Here is a 21,816-nt window from a genome sequence, read left to right as displayed (position 1 = left end):
GTCGTTCGTCGTCGGCGAATCCGGTCATGCCGCGCCGTACCGGGCGAGGAGTGCGGCGGTGACGCGGCTCCGGCCGGCGCCGCCGCCGTCGTCGAGTTCCCGCCAGGCGTCGGCGATCCGCCGGCGCGCGGCGAGGCAGTACACGTCGGCGAGGTCGATCCCCGGTTCCTCGCGCGGATCGCTCGCTCGCGCGACCGTGAGCACCATCGCCAGCAGTTCCGCGCCGACGCGGTTCAGCGCGATCGGGATCCACTGCCGCTCGGACAACGCCGCCAGGTCGGGATACTCGGCGACGAGACCGCGCGCCCGCTCGGCCAGACGCGCCACCTCGGCGGTGAGGAAGGACGCGTGCCCGCGCAGTCGCTCCGGAACCCCGTCGGGGACGGCCGCCGGTGCCGGAACGGCCTCGCCCGCGCGCTCGTAGCGCCTGGCGAACAGGCCGTTGCGGCCGGAGGTGAAGTCGACCAGGAAGTCCACGCCGCCGCTGACCCGCAGCACGCGCGCGGCACGCTGGAGCTCCTCGGCCGGGGCCGCGTCCTCCAGCCCGCGCCGTCGCTTGCTCGCCGCGGTCTCCACGCCCTGGGCGCCCAGGAGCGACACGGCCGCGTCGGACGCGCGCCAGCACGCCATCGACGTGAGGTTCTTGCCCGCCCGCCACTCCAGGACCGTGTCGGCGCGAGTGGAGCCCAGGGTGCACCAGCGCATCAGCGCGTCCAGCGCGTACGGCTCTGCCCCCAGGTCGGAGAGCACGCCCTCGACCTGGCTGTACCCGGCCAGCGGAACGCCGTTCACGCTGCGGCGGCCGACGTGCTCGGCGGCGATGCGCACGCAGCGCTTCACGATCGCCAGCGCCGGAGCGGAGATCAGCAGCATCCTCGACTCGACCGCGAGCTCGGTCAGGCCCGCGATCGACCGCCAGCCGTCCACGGCGTCGCCGAGCATGTGCTCGGCCGGTACGCGCACGTCCTTGAGGCGCAGGACCCCGTTGGGCGCTCCCGCGAAACCCGTGTAGGCGTGCTCCGGTCCCACCTCGACTCCCGGGGTGTCGGTGGTGAGCCAGAACAGCGCCACCCGGGGCGGCCCGTCGTCGGCGACCGTCGCCGAGACGTCGACGATGTCCGCCACCGGCGCGTTCGTGATGAACGACTTCTCGCCGTTGAGGATGTAGGCGCGGCCGTCGTCGACCGGTACCGCGACGGTCTGGCGCAGCGCGTTCGACGCTCCGCCCGCCTCGGTGTCGGCGCCCGCGCCGATCCGGCCGGCGACCCCCGAGGCGATGAAGTCCCGCAGCGGGCCGTCCGGGATCACCGAGAGGTAGGCGCCGGCTCCGAGGGTGTTGGCCACCGCCATCGACAGCGACAGCGACGGCGACCACTCGCCCGCCGCCTCCAGCACCCGGAAGGCGCTCGCCGACGACATCCCGCGCCCGCCGTCGGCGGTGTCCGGGCGCATGTTGAGCAGGTCCCGTTCGGCGAGTTCCCGCATCAGGCGCTCGCGCCTTAGGGGGCGGGCGAGGACCTCGTCGAGGTCCGGCCAGGCCGCCAGCGTGTCGCGGAGTTCGGCGACGGCCTCGTCACCGTCTTTCCGGTCGGCGGGGTCCTGGCGGGGAAAGGGCGTCAGCAGATCCCAGCGGATCCGCCCGTCGTAGATCTCGCCGAGGAGTTCGGCTCCGGCGGGGGCGTGGGGCGGTGTGGACGTCATGAGCCGATCCCCTGCGGTCGGTGAGTGAACAGGGACGCGTCGAGCAGGCGCATCACCTCGCCGTGGCCTGAGCGGATGTAGAAGTGGTCCCCGGGTAACAGGTGGACGGCGAAGCCGGCGTCGGTGTGCGCCCGCCATGCGGCGAGTTCGTCGACGCCGATGTCGTCGTCGAGGCCGCCCAGGACGGTCACGTCGCAGGTGAGCGGTTCCCGTTCGCGGTACTGGTAGGTCTCCACGAGTTCGTGGTCGGCGCGATAGCGGTCGAGGACCATGCCGAGGTATTCGGGATCGGCGCGCAGCTCGTCGGCGAGTTCCCCGTAGCCCGCGAGCACGAGCGGTGTCAGTTCCCCGTCGGACATCCGGTGCACCGGGGTCCTCGCCTGGAGCCTGGTCAGATGCGGAGCCGGATACGCCGACACCACGAGGCCCGCGGGCGGCGGCAGTCCCGCGGCGCTCAGCGCGTGGGCCGTCTCGTAGGCGATCAGGGCGCCGAGGCTGTGCCCGAACAGCACGAACGGCGGCGTGAACTCGACCGCGGCGACCAGCCGCCCGACGAGTTCCCGCACGTCCCGCAGCGGCGCCTCGGCGAGGCGGGCGCCGTGGCCCGGTAGCTGCACGGCCCGCACCTCGGCACGGGGCAGCGCGTCCGACCATCGGAGGTACTCCCCCGGCGACCCTCCACTGTGGGGGAAGCAGTGCAGGCGGGTGGCGGGGCCGGGTGCCGCTCGCCGGACGAGTTCCCACACCGCGCCGGTCACGAGCGCCCGCCCCGTGCCGGACGCAGGTCTGTCCACAGTGTCTCGATCTCGGCGAGGCATTCGGCCTTCGTGCCGGTGCGTCCGGCGACCTCCCAGCCGCGTGGAGGCGTCCGGTCGGCGGGCCAGGTCGAGTACTGGCCGGCATCGTTGCGGACCACCGTGTACCGGCGGTCGCCGTCGTCTTCGTACATGTTCAGGATTCCTTTCGCTCGGTGGTGGCCGACGCGGCACGCTCGTCGATGAGGCGGGCCAGTTCGGCGACCGTGGGGGCTTTCAGGAACTCGCGGACCAGGACGCGTACCCGGTAGTCCCGGCGGATCCACGCGGTCAGCTGGGTGGCCAGCAGCGAGTCGCCGCCCAGATCGAGGAAGTTCGCGCGGCGACCGGGTACCGCCACGCCCAATACGCGTTCGAAGGACGCGGCCACCGCGGCCTCGGCCTCGGTCGACGGCGGTTCGCCCGCGTCGTCGCCGTCGTCGTCGCCGGTGACCGGCGGTTCGATCGCCACCGGCGGGTCCGCCGCCGGGTCGACCCGGAAGCGCGTCCGCTCGAAGGGGTACGTCGGCAGCGGCACCCGCAGCCGTCGGGCCCCGTCGTGCGGTCCGCTCCAGTCGACGCCGTGCCCAAGTTCCCACAGCGCGCCCGCCGCACCGAGCAGATGCGCGAGGTCGGAGGCGTCGTCGGCCGGGTGCGGCAGGCTCGCGACGGCCGCGTGGCCCGGGCCGAAGCCGGGATGGCGGCGGGCGAGGGTGCTCAGGGTGTGCCCTGGACCGACCTCCAGCACGGTCGCCCGCTCGCGGCCGAGCACGGTCGACACGACCTCGCCGAAGCGGACCGTGTTGCGCAGATGCCCGGCCCAGTAGCGCGGATCCCGTACCTCGGCGGCGTCGAGGGCACGGCCGGTGCGGTCGGAGAGCAGTGGAAGGACCGGATCGCGGTAGCGCACCGAGGCCATGAACTCGGTGTACCCGGGCAAGACGGGGTCGATCAGCGTCGAGTGGGCGGCGGCCGGGATGTGCAGGCGGCGTACCGTCACCTCCCGCGCGGCCAGTCGCGCCGCGAGCTCGTCGATCCGTGCCGCCGGCCCCGTCACCACGCATTGGTCGGGCGAGTTGACCGCCGCGATGGCCAGCTCCGGGTGGAGGTCGCCGGCGAGTTCGGGTTCCGGGATCGGGACCGCGATCATCGCGCCGGGGGGCAGTTCCTGCAGGAGGCGGCTGCGTTCGGCCACGACCGACACGGCGTCGTCTAGCCCGAAGACCCCCGCGGCGGTCGCGGCGACGATCGCGCCGAGGCTGTGCCCCGCCACGAGGTCGGGCGTGACACCCCAGTGCCGCCACAGCCGGAACAGCGCGTACTCGACGCTGAAGATCGCCGCGTGGCTGACCGTCATCGCCGCCAGCTCCGCGACCGCGGCCTCCTCCCGTCCGGCGGCGGGGTACACGACCTGGCGCAGATCCAGGCCCAGGAGCGGGGTGAACAGCGCGGCCGCCTCGTCGAACACCTCCCGGAACCGGCGCTCGTGGCGGTAGAGGTCGGCGGCCATGCCGACCTTCTGCCCGCCCTGGCCGGGGAAGAACATCACCAGCTGCCGAGTCCCCGCCGACACCTCCGCGACCGGTCCGGTGGGGGCCGGTTCCCGCAGCGACTTGGCCAGACTCCACGTGTCGGAGGCCACGAAGGACTGCCGGAAGGGCAGTTCCCTGCGTCCGATCTGGGTCGTCCACGCGACGTCGGCCAGGTCGAGGTCGGGGTGCCGTTCGAGGTGCTCGGCGAGGCGGACCTTGGCCGCCGCCAGGGCTGACCGCGATCTCGCCGACAGCACCGCCAGCTGCCACGGCCGGCCGGGGTCGGTCGGCGCTGTCCTGGTCGGCTCCTCGACGAGGACGTGGGCGTTGGTGCCGCCCAGCCCGAGCGCGTTCACCGCCGCCCGGCGCGGGGCGCCGCCGAGGGTCCGCCAGTCCCTGAGCCAGGTGTTCACCTTGAACGGCGAGTTCGCGAAATCGATCCCGGGATTCGGGGTGGTGAAGTGCAGGGAGGGCGGCAACCGGCGCTCGCGGAGCGCGAGCACAACCTTGATCAGTCCGGCGACGCCCGCCGCGGCGTCGGTGTGGCCGATGTTGGTCTTGACCGATCCCAGCCAGCACACGTCCTCGCGTTCGGTGCCGCGTCCGTAGGCCGCGGTGAGCGCGGCGACCTCGATCGGGTCTCCCAGGGGCGTGCCTGTCCCGTGCGCCTCTACGTAGCCGACGGTGTCGGGATCGACTCCGGCGACGGCGAGGGCGGTGCGCATCACCTCCGCCTGGCCGTCGACGCTCGGGGCGGTGAACCCGATCTTGTCGCGGCCGTCGTTGTTGACGGCGGTGCCCAGCAGTACCGCCTGGATCGTGTTCCCGTCGGCGAGGGCGTCGTCGAGCCGTTTGAGGACGACGATGCCCACGCCCATCCCGCTGACGACGCCCGAGGCGGCGGCGTCGAAGGCGCGGCAGTGCCCGTCGGCGGTTAGGACCCCGCCCTCGGTGTACTCCCCCGGATAGACCGGGACGTGCACGCTCGTCCCGCCGGCCAGCGCCATGTCGCACTCTCCGGCGAGCAGCGCCTGCACCGCCTGGTGGACCGCGACCAGCGACGTGGAGCACGCCGTCTGCACCGACACGGCGGGGCCCCGCAACCCGAGCTGGTAGGCGACTCGCGAGGTGAGGAAGTCGCTGCCGGAGCCGAGTTGCAGCTGGAACTCACTGGGCGAGCCGATCAGGTCGCGGTAGGGCCGCAGCGTCTCCCGGTAGTAGGAGTTGCTGTTGCCGCCGTAGACGCCGACCGGTCCGCCGAAGCGGTCCGGGTCCTCGCCGGCGTCTTCGAGCGCCTCCACCGCGCATTCCATGAAGAGGCGGTGCTGCGGGTCGATCAGCATCGCCTCGCCCGGCGCGTACCCGAAGTAGCCGGCGTCGAAGCGGTCGGCGTCGTCGAGGACGCCCATCGCGGGCTGGTGCGAGGCGCCCGGAGGCGCCGGGAGCGGCTCGATCGATTCCACGCCGGCGGCGAGGTTGGCCCAGAACCGGTCCAGGTCCGCCGCTCCCGGGAAGCGCCCGGCCATCCCGACGACCGCTACGTACGAGGTCTCGTCGGTCATCGCGGACCGCCGTCGGTCCCGCGCCGGTCGCGTCGGCGGTCGCCGAGCCGGGCGTTCCCGGCTCGCCGCGACCGTGCCGCGGCACCCGCGTCCGCGGTCGAGGCGGCACCGGACAGGTGCCTGGTGAGCGCGCGGATCGTGGTGTGCTGGAACAACGCGACCATGGGCAGCGCCAGGCCGAACTCGCTCGTCAGCCGTTGATGCAGACGCCCGAGGAGGAGCGAATGCCCGCCGAGGTCGAAGAAGTTGTCGGTGACGCCGACGTCGTCGAGCCCGAGCACGTCCTTCCACACGACGACCAGCCGCTGCTCCAGCGCGTCGGCGGGTGCCCGCCCGCCGGCCGTGGACGGCGCCGACGGCGCCGGAAGCCGTGCGGTGTCGACCTTCCCGCTCCGGTTGAGAGGCAACGCGTCGAGCCACACGAAGGCCGACGGGACCATGTAGCTCGGCAGGCGCTCAACCAGGTGGGCACGCACCCCCGCGGCGTCGGCGGACTCCGTGCCCGGTGTCAGGTAGGCCACCAGGCGGTCGCCGGAGCGCTCTCGCCGGACCGCCACGTGCGAGGTCCCGACCGCCGGGTGCTCCCGGAGCACCGCGTCGATCTCGGCGGGTTCCACCCGGTAACCGCGGATCTTGATCTGCGCGTCGATCCGCTCCAGGAATTCCAGGCGGCCGTCCGGGAGACGTCTGGCGAGATCGCCCGTCCGGTACAGCCGCGTCCCGTCGCCGAAGGGATCGGGAACGAAGCGGTCCGCCGTCGCCGAGGCCCGCCCGAGGTAGCCCAGGGCGAGGCCGGCGCCGCCCAGATGCAGCTCACCGGCGATCCCGGGGGCGCAGAGCCGCGATTCGGCGTCGAGCACGTAGGCCGTGACGCCGTCGATGGGCGCGCCGATCGACGGCGGGCGGCCACCGGCGGCCGTCTCCACCGCGCCGCTGGTCGCGGTCACCGCCGCCTCCGTCGGCCCGTATGCGTTGACCAGTGCGAAGGGCAACCCTTCCGGAGGGCGGGCGGTGAGCCGGTCGCCGCCGGTCAGCATGTACCGCAGCGCCGTGTCATCCGGCCACTCCAGGCCGAGCAGCGACTCCACCAGCACCACCGGCAGGTCGGTGACCGTGATCCGCTCCTCGCACAGCCAGTCCCGCAGTCTCTGCGGGGAGACCCGCAGCTCCTCATCGGGCACTGACAAACTCGCACCCGACACCAGCGCGGGCCAGATCTCCCCGACCGACACGTCGAAGGCGGGCGACGCGACCATGGTCAGTCTGTCCACGGTGGACAACGCGAACGCGCGGCGATGCCAGGCGACCAGGTTGGCCACGGCTCCGTGCGCGACCAGCACGCCTTTCGGTGTGCCCGTCGATCCGGACGTGTAGATGACGTATGCCGGGGTGTCGGGCGAGAACTCGGCGAGTGGGAGACCGGCCCGGTCACCGGACGGCGGTTCCTCGATCCACCGGGCCCGTGTTCCGGACGGCAGCAGCGCGGCCCGGTCCCGCGAGGTCACCGCGACGGACACGCCGGCGTCGGCGAGCAGGCGCTCGATCCGTGCCGTGGGAGTCCCCACGTCGATCGGCAGGAAGGCAGCGCCCGCCGCCAGCACGCCGAGTTCGGCGACCGCGAGGTCGGCGCCGCGCGGCAGCGCGACGGCCACCACCGAGCCCGGTCCGGCTCCCATGTCCCGCAGGTCCCACGCCAGGGCGGCGGCCCGCGCGGACAGTTCGGCGTACGACAGCGCCTCTCCGCCGCCGAGCACGGCGGGCGCTTCCGGCAGCTCGTCGGCCCGCGCGAAGACGTCGAGGTGGACCGGCTGGAAAGGCCCGTCGGCCGGCGGCGGGTTCCATTCGCGCAGGATCCGCCGCGATTCCCGCGGCGAGGTCAGGGGCAGCGCGCCGACGGTGGTCTCAGGCTCGGCGACGGCCGACTCCAGCAACCGCACGTAGCGCTCGGCCATGCGCCGCATGGTGTCCTCGTCGAAGAGCTCGCTGTCGTATTCCCACAGCAGCGCGATCCGCTCGTCGACGCGGTCGGCGTCGTTGGTCTGGCTCTCGGCGCGGGGCAGGACCACCACGTCGAGATCCATCTTCGCCGAACCGTTCCCGCGCTCGAAGACGGTGCCCGAGGCCGACCCGAAGTCCAGGTCGGGGATGGTCGAATCGTGTGCGCTGAACATGATCTGGGTCAGCGGCTGCACCGAGGGATCACGGCCGGGGTTGAGTGCGCGCACCAGTTCCGGGAACGGGAACTCCTGCCCGTCGGCGGCATCGGCGAGCCCGCTCGCCGAACGCCGCACCAGGTCGGCGAAGGTGTCGTCGGAGGTGACGGCCGTCCGCAGCGGGACCGGGTTGACGAACATGCCGATCATGTCCTGTGTGCCGGGCACCCGCCGGTTGGCGAAGGCCGAGGCGATCAGCAGGTCATCGGCGCCCGTGTAGCGGTGCAGCAGCGCATTGAATCCGGCGAACATCACCGAGAACAGGGTCACCCGCTCACGGCGGGCGAAGGCGCGCAGCGCCGGCGGGAGCGTCGACGGCAGTTCAAGGCGGAGGGTATTGCCGAGGTTGGCGCTGACCGCCGGACGCGGCCGATCGGGCCGCAGCGGCGGCGGCTCGGGCAGGTCGGCCAGCCGCCGCCTCCACTCCGCCAACTGGGCGGAGAGCACCCCGGAGCCCGCCAGGTCCTCGGTCTGCCACACCGCGAAGTCGTGGTACTGGGCCGTGAGTTCGGGGAGACCGTGCGCGACGCCGTCGATGCAGGCCGCGTAGAGCGCCTTCAGCTCGCGCATCATCACCGCGAAGGACCAGCCGTCGTGGACCATGTGGTGCTCGACCATGATCAGCTCGTGCTCGTCGGGCGCGAGCCGCACCGCCGTCCACCGCTGGAGTGGCAGGCGGCCCAGATCGAACCGGCGGCGCATCTCCCGCGTCACGATCCGCTCGGCCCGGGACTCGCGCTCGCCGGGCTCAAGACCGGTCAGGTCGATCCGCTTCACCTTCACCGGTCCGGGACGGTGCACCGTCTGCCACCGGCCGTCGGCGTCCTCGGAGTAGGTCCCGCGCAGGATGGCGTGCCGCCGGGTCATCTCCGTCAGGGCCCGGTCGAAGACGTCCAGGTCGAACTCACCGGACACGCGGATCGTCATCTGCGCGTGGTAGGCGATGCTGTCGGGGTTGAGTTTGTCGAGGAACCACACCTGCTCCTGCTGCCGGGACAGCGGTGCGCGCGAGCGTTCGGCCCCGGTCAGCACCGGCAGCAGCGCGCCGGGCGCCGCGGCGCGCTCGCGGACCAGTTCGGCGAGCCGCGCCACCGTCGGGGTCCGCAGGACGTCGCCGATGGACAGCTGGACGCCCTCGGCCTGCCGGATCCGCGCGGCGATCGTGGTCGCGACCAGCGAATGACCGCCGAGCACGAACAGGTCGTCGTCGACGCCGACCCGCTCCGCCCCCAGCACGTCCCGCCAGATTCCCGCGAGGCGGGCCTCCAGCTCGTCGCGCGGAGCCACGTACTCCCAGGCGTCGCGCCGCGTTCCCAGGTCCACGCGGCGCAGCCGCCGCAGGTCGACCTTCCCGTTGGGCAGCAGGGGCAGCGCCTCGACGACCACGAACACGTCCGGCACCATGTATCCCGGCAGGCGGTCGCGCAGGAACTCCCGCAGCGCCTTCACCGTCGGCACCCGCCGCGGATCGCGGGGCGCCACATGCGCCACCAGGCGCCAGTCCTCGTCTCCGTCGGCCGCCACGGCCTGGACGAAGGCCTGCCCCAGGGCCGCGTGCCCCAGCAGAGCCCCCGCGACCTCGCCGGGCTCGACCCGGAAACCTCGGATCTGCACCTGCGTGTCATTGCGCGCGACGAACGCGAACTCACCGTCGTCGAACGTCCGCACCTGGTCCCCGGTGCGGTAGAGGCGCGCGCCGTCCTCGGCGGCGAAGGGGTCGGGGACGAAGCGGTCGGCGGTCAGGCCCGGGCGGTTGATGTATCCGCGCGCCAGGCCGACACCTCCGAGGTACAGCTCACCGACCTCGCCGGGCTGCACGGGCCGCAACTCGGCGTCGAGAACGTGCGCGACCACACCCGGCAGGGCCGTACCGATCGTCGGCAGCGGTGACCCCGGCTCGGCGGGCACCACCGGGCCGGCCGTGGCGACGACCGTCGTCTCGGTGGGCCCGTAGACGTTGACGAACGTGAAAGGGGCGTCGGGGCTCGGGCGGCGGGTGAGCCGGTCCCCGCCGGTGAAGAAGGTCCTGAAGGCACTGGTGCGCGGCCATTCGAGGGCGACGAGGGCCTCGGCCAGCGGTGTGGGGATCAGGGCGGCGGTGACGCGCTGGTCGTGGAGCCAGTCCCGCAGCCTCGGCGGGTCGAGGCGGACCTCGTCGTCGACGACGCAGATCGTCCCGCCGTTCGTCAGAGCGGGCCAGATCTCGGTGATGGCGCCGTCGAAGGTCGTCGACATCAGCATCGAGAAGCGGTCACCCGCCTCGATCGAGGCCTCCTCGCGCCACCAGGAGAGGAAGTCGGTGACGGCGGCGTGGCTCAGCATCACTCCCTTGGGCTCACCGGTCGAACCGGACGTGAACACCACGACGGCGAGGTCGTCGTCGGCGACACCGGCCGAGGGTCCCTCGGTGGAGTGCGCTCGCACCTCGTCGGAATCGAGCAGCAGCAGCTCCGCGTCGGATGTCGCCTCGGCGAGGTCGTCGGTCAGGTGCGCCGAGGCCGTGACGACCCAGTGCGCTCCGGCCGTGGCGAGCGTCCGCCGCAGGCGCCGCGTCGGTGCGGCGAGGTCCAGTGAGGTGTAGGCCGCGCCCGCCTTGGCGATGCCGACCAGCGCGACGACGAGCTCGGTGCCGCGCGGCAGGAGCACACCGACGACGGTGTCGGCGCCGACACCCCGGTCGAGAAGTGCCGCGCAGACCTGACCGGCGCGTTCGTCCAGTTCGCGGTAGGTCAGCCGCCCGTCCGGCGCCTCCACCGCCATGGCGTCCCCATGGAGGGCCGCCCGCGCCTCGAACAACTCCACGATGTGCTTCGACTCGACGCCGCCGTTCATCGCGGCGACAGTGCCGATGACAGTCATTATCCGTTCCTTCCTGCGTCCCGACCACGTCGAATCGCGAAGGTCGTTTTCGTCTTTCGACCGAAGAGGAAATCGAATTGCGAAGAAAAAAGCGCAGCACGAAACGCGGTATCACCGACGAGCGATGCGGAATACCGCTTCAAGGCAGCACGATGGACCACTCGGCACCGGTTCGCGTAACATCGATCAAACGGCGCGAGTCATTCTTGTCAGTAGACAGGGGCCTCCCGGACCACATTCTCGGCGATTCGCGGAGGACGCCCACCGGACGGCCGGCCCGTCCCCTCGGGACAGGGCCGCACCCGCCGTGGCGACCCGGGACATCGGCATGCGCACGCCGCGCGACCGCGGCGTCTTCGCACGCCTAACGACAATCCGTGAACCCGTACCAGGTCACTCATACAGCCGTTCTCCCTACTCATCGCAACCTAAGCCACGCCTACATCAGCGGATTCGACACTTGAGGTTACTCAGAATCGAAGTTCGAGATCTACCCGTGAGAGCATTTCGGGCAATCGGCAACTAAGCCGCGCGCGAGAGAGGACCGCCAGGTCGCGGCGTGGCCCGCGAACGACCGGCCGTCTTTCAGCGATTGACCGGCCTGAAACGATCATTCGGTCGTCTCGGACAAGGCATGGACGGCGATCGGCCGAAGGCCGTCGATCACGCTCCCCCTTTCGCACCCGGATGATCCGGTGCGGCCCATAGTGGCGGAAGCGGCGTCGAGAAAGCTTGAGCGAACCTTGAACCCCCGCACAAGGTCGTCCCATCCACGGCACGGCACTGAGCCGCAAACGCAAATGTTCAGATCGCCGGCGAGATCGCACGGCCGAGCTCTCGACAGGACAGGGCACCGATGGCGGAATCACAGCGACCGGCTCAGGGAGGGGAATGCCATGGGGACGGAAAGATCCACCGTGGCGTGAATGCGCCATCGGTGTCGGCCCGCGATACCGGCCCCCGCGAGAGCCGGGAACCGAGGTGGAACCGTCAGTAAGCCACCAGCGCCTGCGTCAGCGACACCAGCGCGCACAACAGCAGCACGCTGCCGGTCGTCGCGCCCGTCACGTAGCTGATGGTGAGGTCGCGGGAGCGGGCGATGCGGATCGAGGTCCATGCGCCGATCGTCACGAGGGCGCCGGCGGCGAACAGGAGTGGGGTCTCCAGGATGGTGGCGAGGGGGATGAAGTGGATGCCGACGACGGCGGCGATCCAGGGGGCGATGTAGGCCGACTTCTTGCGCACGGTGAGGATCACGGAACCTGCTGCGGCGAAGGCGACCTCGACGCCGACGATGATCCCGAAGCGGGGGCCGGTCTCCGATGTGATGGCGCTGCCGTCGTTCCAGTGCTGCCAGGCGACAAGTCCTCCGCCGATGGCCAGGAGGATCCCGGCGACCGAGCCGATGCCGAGGAACTTGCGGGCGGCGGGCGGGGGCGCCTCCTGGGCCCATCCGAACCAGGCCATGCCGAAGAATCCGAAGATCACGGCAGTCATGGCGGCGTCGCGGAGGTACTCGGCGTTCATGGGGCTCCAGGCTCGGTGAGGGGCGGGCTCTCCGCCGCCGACGACGAATCCTATCCGCGCATAAAGGCGGTGGCGCGCCCCCAGCGCACCACCGCCTCATCCCCCTGACGGTGCCGATCAGGTCCAGACGATCGAACTCGCCTTGTCGTGCATCCACCCCATGTCGGACTGGTCGCCCGACGGGCCGATCCACGCTCCCCGGAGCTCGCTGTGCTCGAAGTGCTTCACCCAGCAGTTCGAGTAGGCGCGGAACGAGTCGATCTCGTCGTTCCAGTAGTCCCCGAGTTCGAGCATGTAGTAGTCGGTGTCGTAGTAGTCGGTCGTGCACTCGTGCGAGCCCTTGGCGGTGAGCGTCGAGTCGTCGAAGTCCTCGTCCTCGTACTCGATGCTCAGCGTGAGGTCGGTGCCACCACCGAGCAGGCCCGAGCCCGACTTGGCGGCCGCGTTGGCCTCGTTGACGGCCTTGTCGAGGTCCTCCGGCAGGGCGGTCACCCGTCCACCGGTCGCGTCGGCCAGGGCCTTGTCGAAGCTGTCGTAGCAGTTCACGGCGCCGTTGTCGAGGTCGACGACGCAGTGCCGGGCGGGTTCGGCCGGCGCGGCGTGGGCCGCCGAACCGGCGAGGCCCGCGGCGGCCACCGCGAGGATCGTCGTGGTCGCGATCGAGGTGATTCGCATGTGTTGCTCCCCCTTGAAACCTGCTGGAGTCACCCGGCGTTCTCGTCGTAGGCTTCCCCATGTGTTACGAAAGGCGGCTGATGCCCCCCTTGCCCGCTTTGACGGGCAGGTCTGAAGCATCGGTGGTGCCGCCAAAGGTTCACCAAAGGTGGAGGGGCCGTGGGAACCGAACCATCCCGCTTTCGCGTACTCGGACCGCTCGACGTCACCATCGACGGCACGCCCGCCCGCGTCGGCGGACCGAGACCGCGCGCGCTGCTCGGCGTCCTGCTCGTGCACGCGGGACGCGTCGTGTCGGCGGACCGGCTCATCGCCCAGGTCTGGGGCGACGATCCCCCCGCGACGGCGACCGCGGCGCTGCACGTCCACCTGTCGACGCTGCGCAAGGCCCTCGGGGAGCGTCTGGTGACGCTGCCCGCCGGGTACCTGCTCACCGTCGAGGACGACGAGATCGACGCCCGCGTCTTCGAGAAGACCGTGACCGGCGCCGACGTGTCCGGCGACCCGGCCGGGGCCTCCGCCGCGCTCGCCGAGGCGCTCGCGTTGTGGCGCGGCGACGCCTACGCCGGCATCCCCGCCGGGCCCGACGTCGAGAACGAGTGGCTGCGACTGAGCGAGCTGCGCCTGTCGGCGGCCGAAGACCGCTTCGAGGCCGAACTGAACCTCGGCCGCCACGCCGGATCACTGCCCGGACTGTCCGCGCTCGTCGCCGAGCAGCCGACCCGGCAGCGCCTCGCCGGACTGCGTCTGCTGGCATTGCACCGTTCGGGCCGCGACGGCGAAGCGCTCGCGGCCTACCGCGCGCTGCGCGACCGCCTCGCCGACGACCTGGGCGCCGAACCCGGCCCCGAACTGGCCGCGCTCGCCCGCGCCATCGAACGCGGCGACCCGACCCTCGAACGCCCCTCGGCCGTCCCCCGCCCGCCGAGCCGCTTCATCGGCCGCCGCCGCGAACTCGACGACCTCGCCGAACTCCTCGGCCGCTGCCGCCTGCTCACCGTCACCGGACCCGGCGGGGTCGGCAAGACCCGGCTCGCCCTCGAACTGGCCCGCGACACCGAACCCGAGCACCGCGACGGCGTGCGCGTCCTGGAGCTGGCGACCTCGCCGCCCGGCAGCGCCGTCGCCGAACGCCTCGCCGCCCTGTTCGCCGTCCGCGCCGCCGAAGGCGGGACGCTCCTCGACGCCCTGACCGAACGCCTGCGTCCGCTGCGGGCACTCGTCGTCGTCGACAACTGCGAGCACCTCGCCGAGGACTGCGCGACCCTGTCGGCCGAACTGCTGGCGCACTGTCCGGGACTGCGGATCCTCGCCACCAGCCGGGAACCGCTCGGCGTCGACGGTGAGCACGTGTGGCCGCTGTCGGGGCTGCCCGCCGCCGACGCCATGCGCCTGCTCGCCGACCGGGGCCGCGCCGCCCGCGCGGCCTTCACCGTCACGCCGGCCGACATGCCCGTCGCCCGCCACCTCTGCCGGCGGCTCGACGGCCTGCCCCTGGCGATCGAGCTGGCCGCCGCGCAGTTGCGCACGCGCTCACTCGCCGACGTCGCCGAACAGCTCTCCCGGCGCCTCGACCTGGCCGACGAACGCGCCCGGACCTCGCCGTCGCGTCACCGCACCATGCGAGCGGCGATCGACTGGGGCCACGGGCTCCTCGGGGACGAGGAGCGCTCGCTGTTCCGCCGTCTGTCGGCCTTCAGCGGCGGCTGGGCCGCCGACGACGCCGAGATCGTCACCGGACACCCGCGCGAGGTGCTGACCAGGCTCGCCGACCAGTCGATGGTCGTGGCCGCGCCCGGAGACGCGCGGACCCGCTTTCGCATGCTGGAGCTGGTGCGCGAGTACGCCGTGGAGCGGCTGCGGGAGTCGGCGGAACTGCGGACCGTGCGCGACGCCCACGCCGACCGCTACGCCGAGCTCGCCGAGGAGGCCGCCGCGGGCAGCGCCGACGCGGCGTGGTTGCGCCGCCTGCGCGAGGAGGTCCCGAACTTCCGGGCGGCGGTGTCGTGGTCGCTCGGCGAGGGCAAGCGAATCGAGCCCGCCGTGCGGATCGCGGCCGCGCTGTGGTGGTTCTGGAACGACGAGGGCCTGACGACCGCCGCATTGCGCTGGCTCGCCCCCGGCCTCGCCGAAGGCGCCGAACTCGCACCGGAACTGCTGGCCCGCACCCTTCGGGCGGCCTCGACGATGACGCGCTCGGTCGGCGACCTCGACGGCGCGCGAGCCCTCGGCGAGCGCGGTCTGCGCGCCTACCGGGAGCTCGGGGATGACGCGTCGGTCGCGAGTGCTCTCAACGGTTTGTGCTTCACGGCCTTGGCGCAGCGGGATTACGAGGCGGCGCTGGTCTACGGGGAGGAGTGCCATCGGCTGGCGGAGGCGGGTGGTGACGAGTTGCGCGGTGCGGTGTCGCTGAATCCGCTGGGGCTGGCCCTGCGTGGGCTGGGCAGGTGGGACGAGGCGACGGCGATGTTCGCCGAGGCGCGGGGGCGGCTCGGTGCGATCGGTGCGGCGAGCGCCGAGGCGGCGTCGCTGGCGAACCTGGCGACGATGGCGCGGTGGCGTGGCGAGCACGCCGAGGCGGAGGGGTTCTACGTCGAGGCGCTCGGGCTCTATCGCGGGCTGGATCTGCGGACCGGGATCCTGGTGGCGCTGGAGGGTCTGGCGGCGGTGCGGGTCGCGGGTGGGCTGGCCTTCGAGGGCATGCGGCTGCTGACGGTGGTGGATCGGGAGTGGGGGCGGCTGGGGGTGATGCCGTTCAATCCCGACCGTGTCGACGATCGCGAGGCCACGCGGGCCGCGGCCCGCGAGCTGCTCGGGGCCGACGCGGAGTCGGCGATCGCCTCGGCGGAGGGGATCGGGCTCGCGGCGGTCGTCGCCGAGGTGCTGGGCGACGGGACGGGATGATCGGGCCTCGTCGATGCGTTGGACCGTCTGCCGCGCCGACACGGGTTCGCGCGGACGATGATGAGAGGCGGACACCGATGACCGTACGCGCGACCTGGAACGGGGCCGTACTCGCCGAGTCCGGCGAGACGATCGTCGTGGAAGGCAATCACTACTTTCCGCCGGACGCCGTGAAACGGGAGCTCTTCCGCGAGACCGCGACGCACACCGTGTGTCCCTGGAAGGGCACGGCCTCGTACTACACGGTCAGCGTCGACGGGAAGGACAACGCCGACGCCGCCTGGTACTACCCCGAGACGAAGCCGGAAGCGGATTCGATCAGGGGTTACGTGGCCTTCTGGAAGGGCGTCGAGGTGGTCGAGGACTGACATCCGTGGCCGGTGCCGGAACCCGGCACCGGCCTTCGGGTGTCAGGCCGTCGGTGTGCCGAAGGGCCACAGCTCGTGGAGCGAGTAGCCCCAGGTGGTCGCGCGTTTCGTGCCGTGGATCCGGATGTGCCGTACGGGATCGGGGCTGTCGAGGGCGACGGTCTCGTCGCCGCACGAGGATGTGTCCACTGTGGCCGCCGTGGTCCAGGTGACGGCGTCCGTGGACACCTCGACGCGGTAACTCGTCGCGCAGGCCGATTCCCAGAACAGGCGGACGGAGTCCACCTGCGACGGTGCGGCCAGGTCGAGCCGGAGCCATTCGTCGTCGCTGTAGCCGGAGGCCCAGCGGGTGCCGAGGTCGCCGTCGTTGGCGCGCGACGGGGCGAGCCGGTCGAGGTCGAGTTCCACCGATGAGGCCGAGGCGGTGGCGTCGAACGCGAGGTGGCGCAGGCCGTCCGGGGCGGCTTCGATGGTGCGGACGTCGAAGCCGGTGTTCTTGGCGACGGTGAGGCCGCGCAGTTTCCCGTTCACCGTAATCCGGCCTTTCGCCGCTCCCGTCGGGGTGGCCGCGTCGGTCTCGACGGTCCAGGACAGGGTCGCCGACTCACCGGCGCGCAGGGACTTCGGCCGACTGCCGGCCGGTGTCACGCGCAGGCCCTCGGCTTCGGTGTCGAACGCGGCCTTGAGGCCGGTGAGGGTGTGTTCGGAGCGGTTGACGACGGTGGCCGTGACGGTCGCCGACTCCCCCGCGATCAGTGGTGGAAGCGCGGTGGCGGTCAGGTCGAGGCGCCGGTCACCGGCGCCGGGCAGGGTCGTGGTCAGCGTCTCCATGCCGGGTCCGACGCCGAGCGCGGTCACGTCGGCCATGAAGTCCGCATAGGACGTTCCGCCTTCGGTGCCGCGCCACATCTTCTGGGCGAGCAGGCCGAAGGTCGGTTCGACGAGGCCGTGCACGTCGGCGGCGTCGTAGTCGGCGTGCACGAGGTCGTTCCACACCGCCGACATGGCGCCGCGCAGCAGCGGTTCGCCGGGGGTGAGGCTCTGCCCGCCGGGGAAGACGTGCGGTTCCCAGTTGTCGAAGAGCCATCGGCCGTCAAGGCCGTGGCCGTGGTAGTAGTCGGCGAACGGGACGATGTAGAGCTGCGCGTCGTTGGTGTTGACGACGGGGTATCCGTCCGCGACGGCGGCTTTGGGGCCGTACCAGCCGTTGTTCCAGGAGTGCATGGTCATGTCGCGGTCGTAGCCGTCGGCGCCGCCGGCCATCACCGAGAGGCTGCCCCAGGCGCGGACTTCCTTGCCGAGGCCGCGGACGTGGGCGGCGATGTCGTTGACGTAGGCGCGGTACTGGGGTTCGTACTCGCGGGGGTACTCGTCGGCGCCGACGTGCAGCGCGGGGCCGCGGAACCAGGGCGCGAACTCGTCGTAGATCTCTTTCATGAACGCGGTCGTGGCGGGCTTCGACAGGTCCAGGTGGTCGGAGTTGCCTCCGTTGAGGCCGAGGGAGGGATCGAAGGCGATGAGGGACCGGGCGTGGGCCGGCGCGTCGATCTCGGGCACGAGGGTGACGAAGTTGTCGGCGGCGACGTCTTCGAGGCGGTCCCAGTCGGCGCGGGTGAAGGCGCCGTCGGTGGCGGCGAGCCCGGCGAAGCGCGGGTCGTCGGAGGCGAGCCGGAACGCCGAGTAGGCCTGCGACCAGTCGCCGCCGGGTGGGGAGATCTCGTTGTCGTTGAGGTGGATCTGGAAGGTGTTGAGCTTGAACCAGCTCAGGTAGCGGACGTAGTCGCGCAGGAACTCGTGGCCGAACCAGCGGCGTCCGACGTCGAGCATGAAGCCGCGGATCTCGGTGTTGGGCCAGTCGACGGCGAGGCCGCGGGTGAGGGTGGCGGTGCCGGGGGTCTCGCGGGTGAGCATCTGGAGGACGCTGCGGGTGCCCCAGTAGGCGGCGGTCGTGGTGCGGGCGGTGACGCGGGCGGCGGCGCCGGTCGTGTCGAGCCGGTAACCCTCGCGGTCGGCGAGCGCGGTGCCGGGGCCGACGACGGCGGTGGGGTCGAGGTCGAGTGCGATGTCGCCGCGCCTCGCGGCGCCGGTCGTGGCCGTGGTCGGCCAGCCGGTGATCTCGGCGAGGTCGGCGGCGAGCCGTTCGGCGACCGGGCGCAGCGCGTCGTCCTCGGCGACGACGCGCGTGGACGGTCGCAGTTCGAGGGCCCCGGTGCCGCCGGTCCACTGCTGGAGGGCCGGGACGACCGGCGGCGCGGGGTTGGCGGCGTCGGCTTCCTCGGCGGCGCCGGCGGATCCGGTTAAGACGGCGGCCAGGACGACGGCGGCGCCGACGAAGGTGAGGAGGGTGCGGGCTCGGGTCACGTCGGCCTCCGCGGGTGTACCGGCTCACCGACGGGCGCCTTCACCGGAGCCGGACGGTGAAGCGCGATGCAACGGTTCTACCCGAAATTCTTCGCGTTGTAAACGAGGGTGGGGTTCGGGTGTGTTGGTTTTATGAGGGTGGTGCCGTCACCCACCCCGCGATCATGTCCGCGTCCTCGCCGACCCAGCCGAGGAGCGCCGAGCCCCGGCTGTGCTGGAAGGACAGTCCGAGGTGGAACAGGCCTGGAATCGGTCCGGCGCCGAAGGACTGGAGTGGTCGGCCGGCGGCGTCGAGCGCGCCGGGGATGTCGAGCCAGGGGTAGTCGGCGGTATAGCCGGTGGCCCAGATGACGCTCTTGGGCGTGAGGGCGGTGCCGGGGGTGAGTCTTCCGGTGATGGTCACGCCGTGGCGGCGGATGTGGCCGGGGCCCTTGCCGATCAGGGGATCGCGGGACTTGACGAGACGGCCGAGTCGGCCGGTGACGGGGGCGCGGACGATGCCCAGGGCGCGCAGCCAGGTGAACACGTCGGCACCGAGAACGCGTTGCGGCATGACGGGCCGGTCCTTGCCGACGGCGAGGGTGACCTCGTGCGTCGCGGCGAGTTCGGCGGCGATCTGGACGCCGGAGTTGCCTCCGCCGACGACGAGGACGGGGCCGGGCGGGAGCTGCTCCGGGTTGCGGTAGGCGGCGGAGTGGAGCTGGGTGACGGTCGTGCCGAAGGCACTGGCGAGCGCTGGGACGTAGGGCTTCTGGAAGGGGCCGGTGGCGACGACGACGGTGTCGGCGCGGTGGATGCCGCCGTCGGTCTCGGCTTCGAAACGGCCATCGCGCCGGCGGAGCCGTCGCACCGGGGTGTCGTGGCGGACGTCGAGGTCGAAGTGGGCCGCGTAGGAGGCGAGGTAGTCGGCGACGTCGTCCTTGCCGGGGTAGCGGTCCTGCCGTCCGGGGAAGGGCAATCCGGGCAGGGCGCTGTGGCGGGCGGGCGTGAACAGGCGCAGGGAATCTCAGCGCCGCCGCCACGTCTCACCTGGCCGGGCCGCCGCGTCGAGGACGACGGGACGGTGACCGCGCCGCCCGAGGCGTTGCGCCATGGCGAGACCGGCCTGGCCGCCGCCGATGATCAGGATCTCGTTCATGCCCCCAGCGTCGGCGGTGGGACCCCCGCGCCGCTTGCACGAACCTGCTGTCCTTCCCAGACCACTCCGCGGATCAGCTCCGAGGGTGCCGACCCGAACATCGCCCGGAAGGTCCGGCTGAGGTGCGCGGCGTCGGCGAATCCGGCGGCGTGCGCGACGTGGCTCAGCGACTCGCCGCGCGACAGCATCCCCAGCGCGAGCCGCACCCGCTCCCAGCGGACGTGCGCGCGGAAGGTGAGCCCGAGCCGTTCGGCGAACAGGTGCGCGAGACGGCTCTCCGACAGGTGCGCCCGCCGGGCGACCTCGGCGATCCGCAGCCGCGCGGGCAGCGCCGCGACGATGATCCGCACGGCCTCCATCAGGGCCGGATGGTCCTCGACCGGCCCGGGCACCATCGTCCCCGCCAGCCCGCGCAGGATGCCGTCGACGGTCTCGACGAGCGGCGCGCCGTCGCCGGGGAGTTCGGGCGGGTCGAGGCACGACGTCCCTACTGCCGTAAGGGATCTGCCCAGCGCCGAGGACGGCTCGACCAGCGCGAGGAAGCCGCGCGTCGGCGGTCCGCCGATCGCGTGCCGGGCACCCGACGGGACGATCGCCGCCCGGCAGGACCGCGCGACCCCATCGGCTCCACTGAGGACGAAGGGTTCGGCCGCGACGAGGACCTGCACGACGCGATGCGAGTGCGCGGCCGCCGGGCCGATCTCGCCGTGGAAGTAGAGCCGGCCGGGCGGCAACGCGACCCGGCCTCGCCGGCCGGGCGCCATCTACGCGACCGCTTCCTGCGCCGCCACCAGCCCGCGCAGGCGCCCGGCCGTCCCGGTGCCGGGCACCGGGAGCTTCACGACCAGGTCGAGCCCGGGCGCCTCGGCCGAGCGCAGGACGATCTGGTCGAGGTGCAGCTCACCGGCGGCGGGATGCTCGACGACGGCGGTGATCCCGGCGCCGCGGTGGGTCACCTCGTGCTCGTCGAGCCAGCCCGCGGCCTCCGGGAAGCCGTTGCGGAGGCGAAGGAGCAGCGCCTCGACACGGCCGTCGACGTCGCGCGCGAAGCCCTCGCGCAGCTCGCCGACGATGCGGCGGGCGTGCCGCTCCCAGGTGACGGTCTCGGCGCGGATCCGCGGGGAGGCGAAGAAGACCCAGGCGGCGTTGCGGTCGGCCGGCGCGAAGTCGGTGTACCGGTAGAGGGCCTCGGCGGCGGTGTTCCATCCGTGCAGATCCCAGGCCGCGTCCACGATGAGCGCCGGAGCGGGCGACTGGGCGTGCATGAGCCGCGTCAAGGTTTCCGGCACCGTCCGGCGCGGCGGTTCGGCCGACGGCGGAGCGCAACCGGCCAGGCGGTACAGGTACTCCGCACCGGCGTCGTCCAGGCGCAGCGCGCGGGCGAGCGCGGCGAGGATCTCCGGTGAGGGGTTGATGTCGCGGCCCTGTTCCAGCCACGTGTACCAGGTGACGCCCACATTGGACAGCAGCGCGACCTCCTCGCGCCGCAGTCCCGGTGTGCGGCGTCTGCGGCCGGGCGCGAGCCCGACCTCCTCGGGCCGCAGCGCCGCGCGCCTGACGCGCAGGTAGTCCGCCAGCGCCGTCCTGCGTACCTCGTTCATCCACCGCTCCCTGGTGCCCGGAGTACCAGTATCGAACACACCGGCCGCTGCCCTTCGCCGGCGATGAGGCTTGGGGAGTCCAGTCACGGAAGAACCCTTGAGGAGCGATATCTTGCGCAAGTCCATCAGCGGACTGCTGCTCGCCGCGACCGTCGCGGCGGGCGTGGCCGCATCGCCCGCATCCGTTTCGGCGCACCCGATCCCGGCGGTGATCGAGGGCCACGCCGACAGCCTCCATCCCGAAGGCGTCGCCTACGACCCGACGCGGGGCGCCTTCCTGGTGACCTCGCTCAAGCACGGCACGGTGTCGGCCGTCGACCGCGACGGCGTGACCCGCACCCTCGTCGACGATCCGGCGCTGATCGAGACGATCGGCCTTCAGGTCGACCTCCCGCGCGGCCGGATCCTGGTGGCCTCGGGTGACCAGGGCGTCGGCGACCGCACGTCCCCGGCGACGCGGGACCGGACCGCCGGTCTCGGCGTCTACTCCCTGCGGACCGGCGAGCGCATCGCCTACGTCGATCTCGCGGCGGTCGCGGCCGACGGCGGCGGCCACTTCGCCAACGACATCGCCGTCGCGC

General features: G+C 72.4%; 14 protein-coding genes. 2 read left to right on the top strand and 12 right to left on the bottom strand.

Annotated elements, in window-relative coordinates; all coding sequences use genetic code 11:
- Positions 1 to 24: 24 nt before the first annotated feature.
- The 7 genes from HNR73_RS29720 to HNR73_RS29690 all read right to left on the bottom strand — a co-directional run bounded on the left by HNR73_RS29720 (position 25) and on the right by HNR73_RS29690 (position 12,863).
- The gene (locus HNR73_RS29720) at positions 25 to 1,701 is read right to left on the bottom strand and encodes an acyl-CoA dehydrogenase family protein (protein ID WP_184790979.1); all 1,677 of its coding nucleotides are present in this window, start codon (positions 1,699 to 1,701) and stop codon (positions 25 to 27) included.
- Positions 1,698 to 2,459: a thioesterase II family protein gene (locus HNR73_RS29715; protein WP_184790978.1), complete on the bottom strand. Its 762-nt coding sequence runs from the start codon at positions 2,457 to 2,459 to the stop codon at positions 1,698 to 1,700. The genes HNR73_RS29720 and HNR73_RS29715 overlap by 4 nt, the downstream gene beginning before the upstream one ends.
- Entirely contained in the window at positions 2,456 to 2,650 is a 195-nt protein-coding gene (locus HNR73_RS29710; protein ID WP_184790977.1) for an MbtH family protein, read from the bottom strand. The genes HNR73_RS29715 and HNR73_RS29710 overlap by 4 nt, the downstream gene beginning before the upstream one ends.
- Before the next feature lie 2 nt (positions 2,651 to 2,652).
- Positions 2,653 to 5,589, bottom strand: coding sequence for a type I polyketide synthase (locus HNR73_RS29705; protein WP_184790976.1), 2,937 nt, complete (start codon positions 5,587 to 5,589; stop codon positions 2,653 to 2,655).
- Positions 5,586 to 10,661, bottom strand: a complete 5,076-nt coding sequence (locus HNR73_RS29700; RefSeq protein WP_184790975.1) for a non-ribosomal peptide synthetase — start codon at positions 10,659 to 10,661, stop codon at positions 5,586 to 5,588. Before HNR73_RS29700 ends, HNR73_RS29705 begins: the two co-directional genes overlap by 4 nt.
- Before the next feature lie 990 nt (positions 10,662 to 11,651).
- Complete coding sequence (locus tag HNR73_RS29695; protein WP_184790974.1) at positions 11,652 to 12,188, bottom strand: hypothetical protein; 537 nt, start codon at positions 12,186 to 12,188, stop codon at positions 11,652 to 11,654.
- A gap of 117 nt (positions 12,189 to 12,305) precedes the next feature.
- The gene (locus HNR73_RS29690) at positions 12,306 to 12,863 is read right to left on the bottom strand and encodes a hypothetical protein (RefSeq protein ID WP_184790973.1); all 558 of its coding nucleotides are present in this window, start codon (positions 12,861 to 12,863) and stop codon (positions 12,306 to 12,308) included.
- A 159-nt stretch (positions 12,864 to 13,022) separates the two neighbouring features.
- Between HNR73_RS29690 and HNR73_RS29685 the strand changes: the two genes are divergently transcribed.
- Positions 13,023 to 15,767 carry an ATP-binding protein gene (locus HNR73_RS29685; RefSeq protein ID WP_184790972.1) on the top strand — a complete coding sequence of 915 codons (2,745 nt, stop codon included), beginning with the start codon at positions 13,023 to 13,025 and terminating at the stop codon, positions 15,765 to 15,767.
- A gap of 77 nt (positions 15,768 to 15,844) precedes the next feature.
- Entirely contained in the window at positions 15,845 to 16,135 is a 291-nt protein-coding gene (locus HNR73_RS29680; RefSeq protein ID WP_184790971.1) for a DUF427 domain-containing protein, read from the top strand.
- 42 nt (positions 16,136 to 16,177) lie between these two features.
- On the opposite strand, the gene HNR73_RS29675 is transcribed toward HNR73_RS29680, so the two are convergent.
- The 5 genes from HNR73_RS29675 to HNR73_RS29660 form a co-directional block, all read right to left on the bottom strand.
- A complete protein-coding gene (locus tag HNR73_RS29675) occupies positions 16,178 to 18,496 on the bottom strand; it encodes a glycoside hydrolase family 20 protein (protein ID WP_184790970.1) in 2,319 nt (772 codons plus the stop codon).
- 130 nt (positions 18,497 to 18,626) lie between these two features.
- Positions 18,627 to 19,454 carry a flavin-containing monooxygenase gene (locus tag HNR73_RS29670; RefSeq protein ID WP_203686318.1) on the bottom strand — a complete coding sequence of 276 codons (828 nt, stop codon included), beginning with the start codon at positions 19,452 to 19,454 and terminating at the stop codon, positions 18,627 to 18,629.
- 48 nt (positions 19,455 to 19,502) lie between these two features.
- The gene (locus tag HNR73_RS39230) at positions 19,503 to 19,634 is read right to left on the bottom strand and encodes an FAD-dependent oxidoreductase (protein WP_203686320.1); all 132 of its coding nucleotides are present in this window, start codon (positions 19,632 to 19,634) and stop codon (positions 19,503 to 19,505) included.
- Positions 19,631 to 20,398 (bottom strand): helix-turn-helix transcriptional regulator, encoded by a 768-nt coding sequence (locus tag HNR73_RS29665; RefSeq protein ID WP_184790969.1) that lies wholly within the window; start codon positions 20,396 to 20,398, stop codon positions 19,631 to 19,633. The genes HNR73_RS39230 and HNR73_RS29665 overlap by 4 nt, the downstream gene beginning before the upstream one ends.
- On the bottom strand, positions 20,399 to 21,235 hold the full coding sequence (locus tag HNR73_RS29660; protein ID WP_184790968.1) for an MmyB family transcriptional regulator: 837 nt from the start codon (positions 21,233 to 21,235) through the stop codon (positions 20,399 to 20,401). It lies immediately after the preceding gene.
- Positions 21,236 to 21,816: the final 581 nt, after the last annotated feature.

Origin of the sequence: Phytomonospora endophytica (genome assembly GCF_014202425.1) — a bacterium.
Classification (GTDB): Bacteria; Actinomycetota; Actinomycetes; order Mycobacteriales; family Micromonosporaceae; genus Phytomonospora; species Phytomonospora endophytica.
The sequence above is the reverse complement of the archived record's forward strand: the minus strand, read 5'-3'. Positions and strand labels throughout refer to the sequence as shown.

Excerpts from the sequence above, each read along its gene's own strand:
- HNR73_RS29700 (WP_184790975.1), bottom strand. The coding sequence starts at position 10,661 with ATGACTGTCATCGGCACTGTCGCCGCGATGAACGGCGGCGTCGAGTCG.
- HNR73_RS29690 (WP_184790973.1), bottom strand. The coding sequence starts at position 12,863 with ATGCGAATCACCTCGATCGCGACCACGACGATCCTCGCGGTGGCCGCC.
- HNR73_RS29665 (WP_184790969.1), bottom strand. The coding sequence starts at position 20,398 with ATGGCGCCCGGCCGGCGAGGCCGGGTCGCGTTGCCGCCCGGCCGGCTC.
- HNR73_RS29660 (WP_184790968.1), bottom strand. The coding sequence starts at position 21,235 with ATGAACGAGGTACGCAGGACGGCGCTGGCGGACTACCTGCGCGTCAGG.
- HNR73_RS29695 (WP_184790974.1), bottom strand. The coding sequence starts at position 12,188 with ATGAACGCCGAGTACCTCCGCGACGCCGCCATGACTGCCGTGATCTTC.
- HNR73_RS29705 (WP_184790976.1), bottom strand. The coding sequence starts at position 5,589 with ATGACCGACGAGACCTCGTACGTAGCGGTCGTCGGGATGGCCGGGCGC.
- HNR73_RS39230 (WP_203686320.1), bottom strand. The coding sequence starts at position 19,634 with ATGAACGAGATCCTGATCATCGGCGGCGGCCAGGCCGGTCTCGCCATG.
- HNR73_RS29720 (WP_184790979.1), bottom strand. The coding sequence starts at position 1,701 with ATGACGTCCACACCGCCCCACGCCCCCGCCGGAGCCGAACTCCTCGGC.
- HNR73_RS29680 (WP_184790971.1), top strand. The coding sequence starts at position 15,845 with ATGACCGTACGCGCGACCTGGAACGGGGCCGTACTCGCCGAGTCCGGC.
- HNR73_RS29710 (WP_184790977.1), bottom strand. The coding sequence starts at position 2,650 with ATGTACGAAGACGACGGCGACCGCCGGTACACGGTGGTCCGCAACGAT.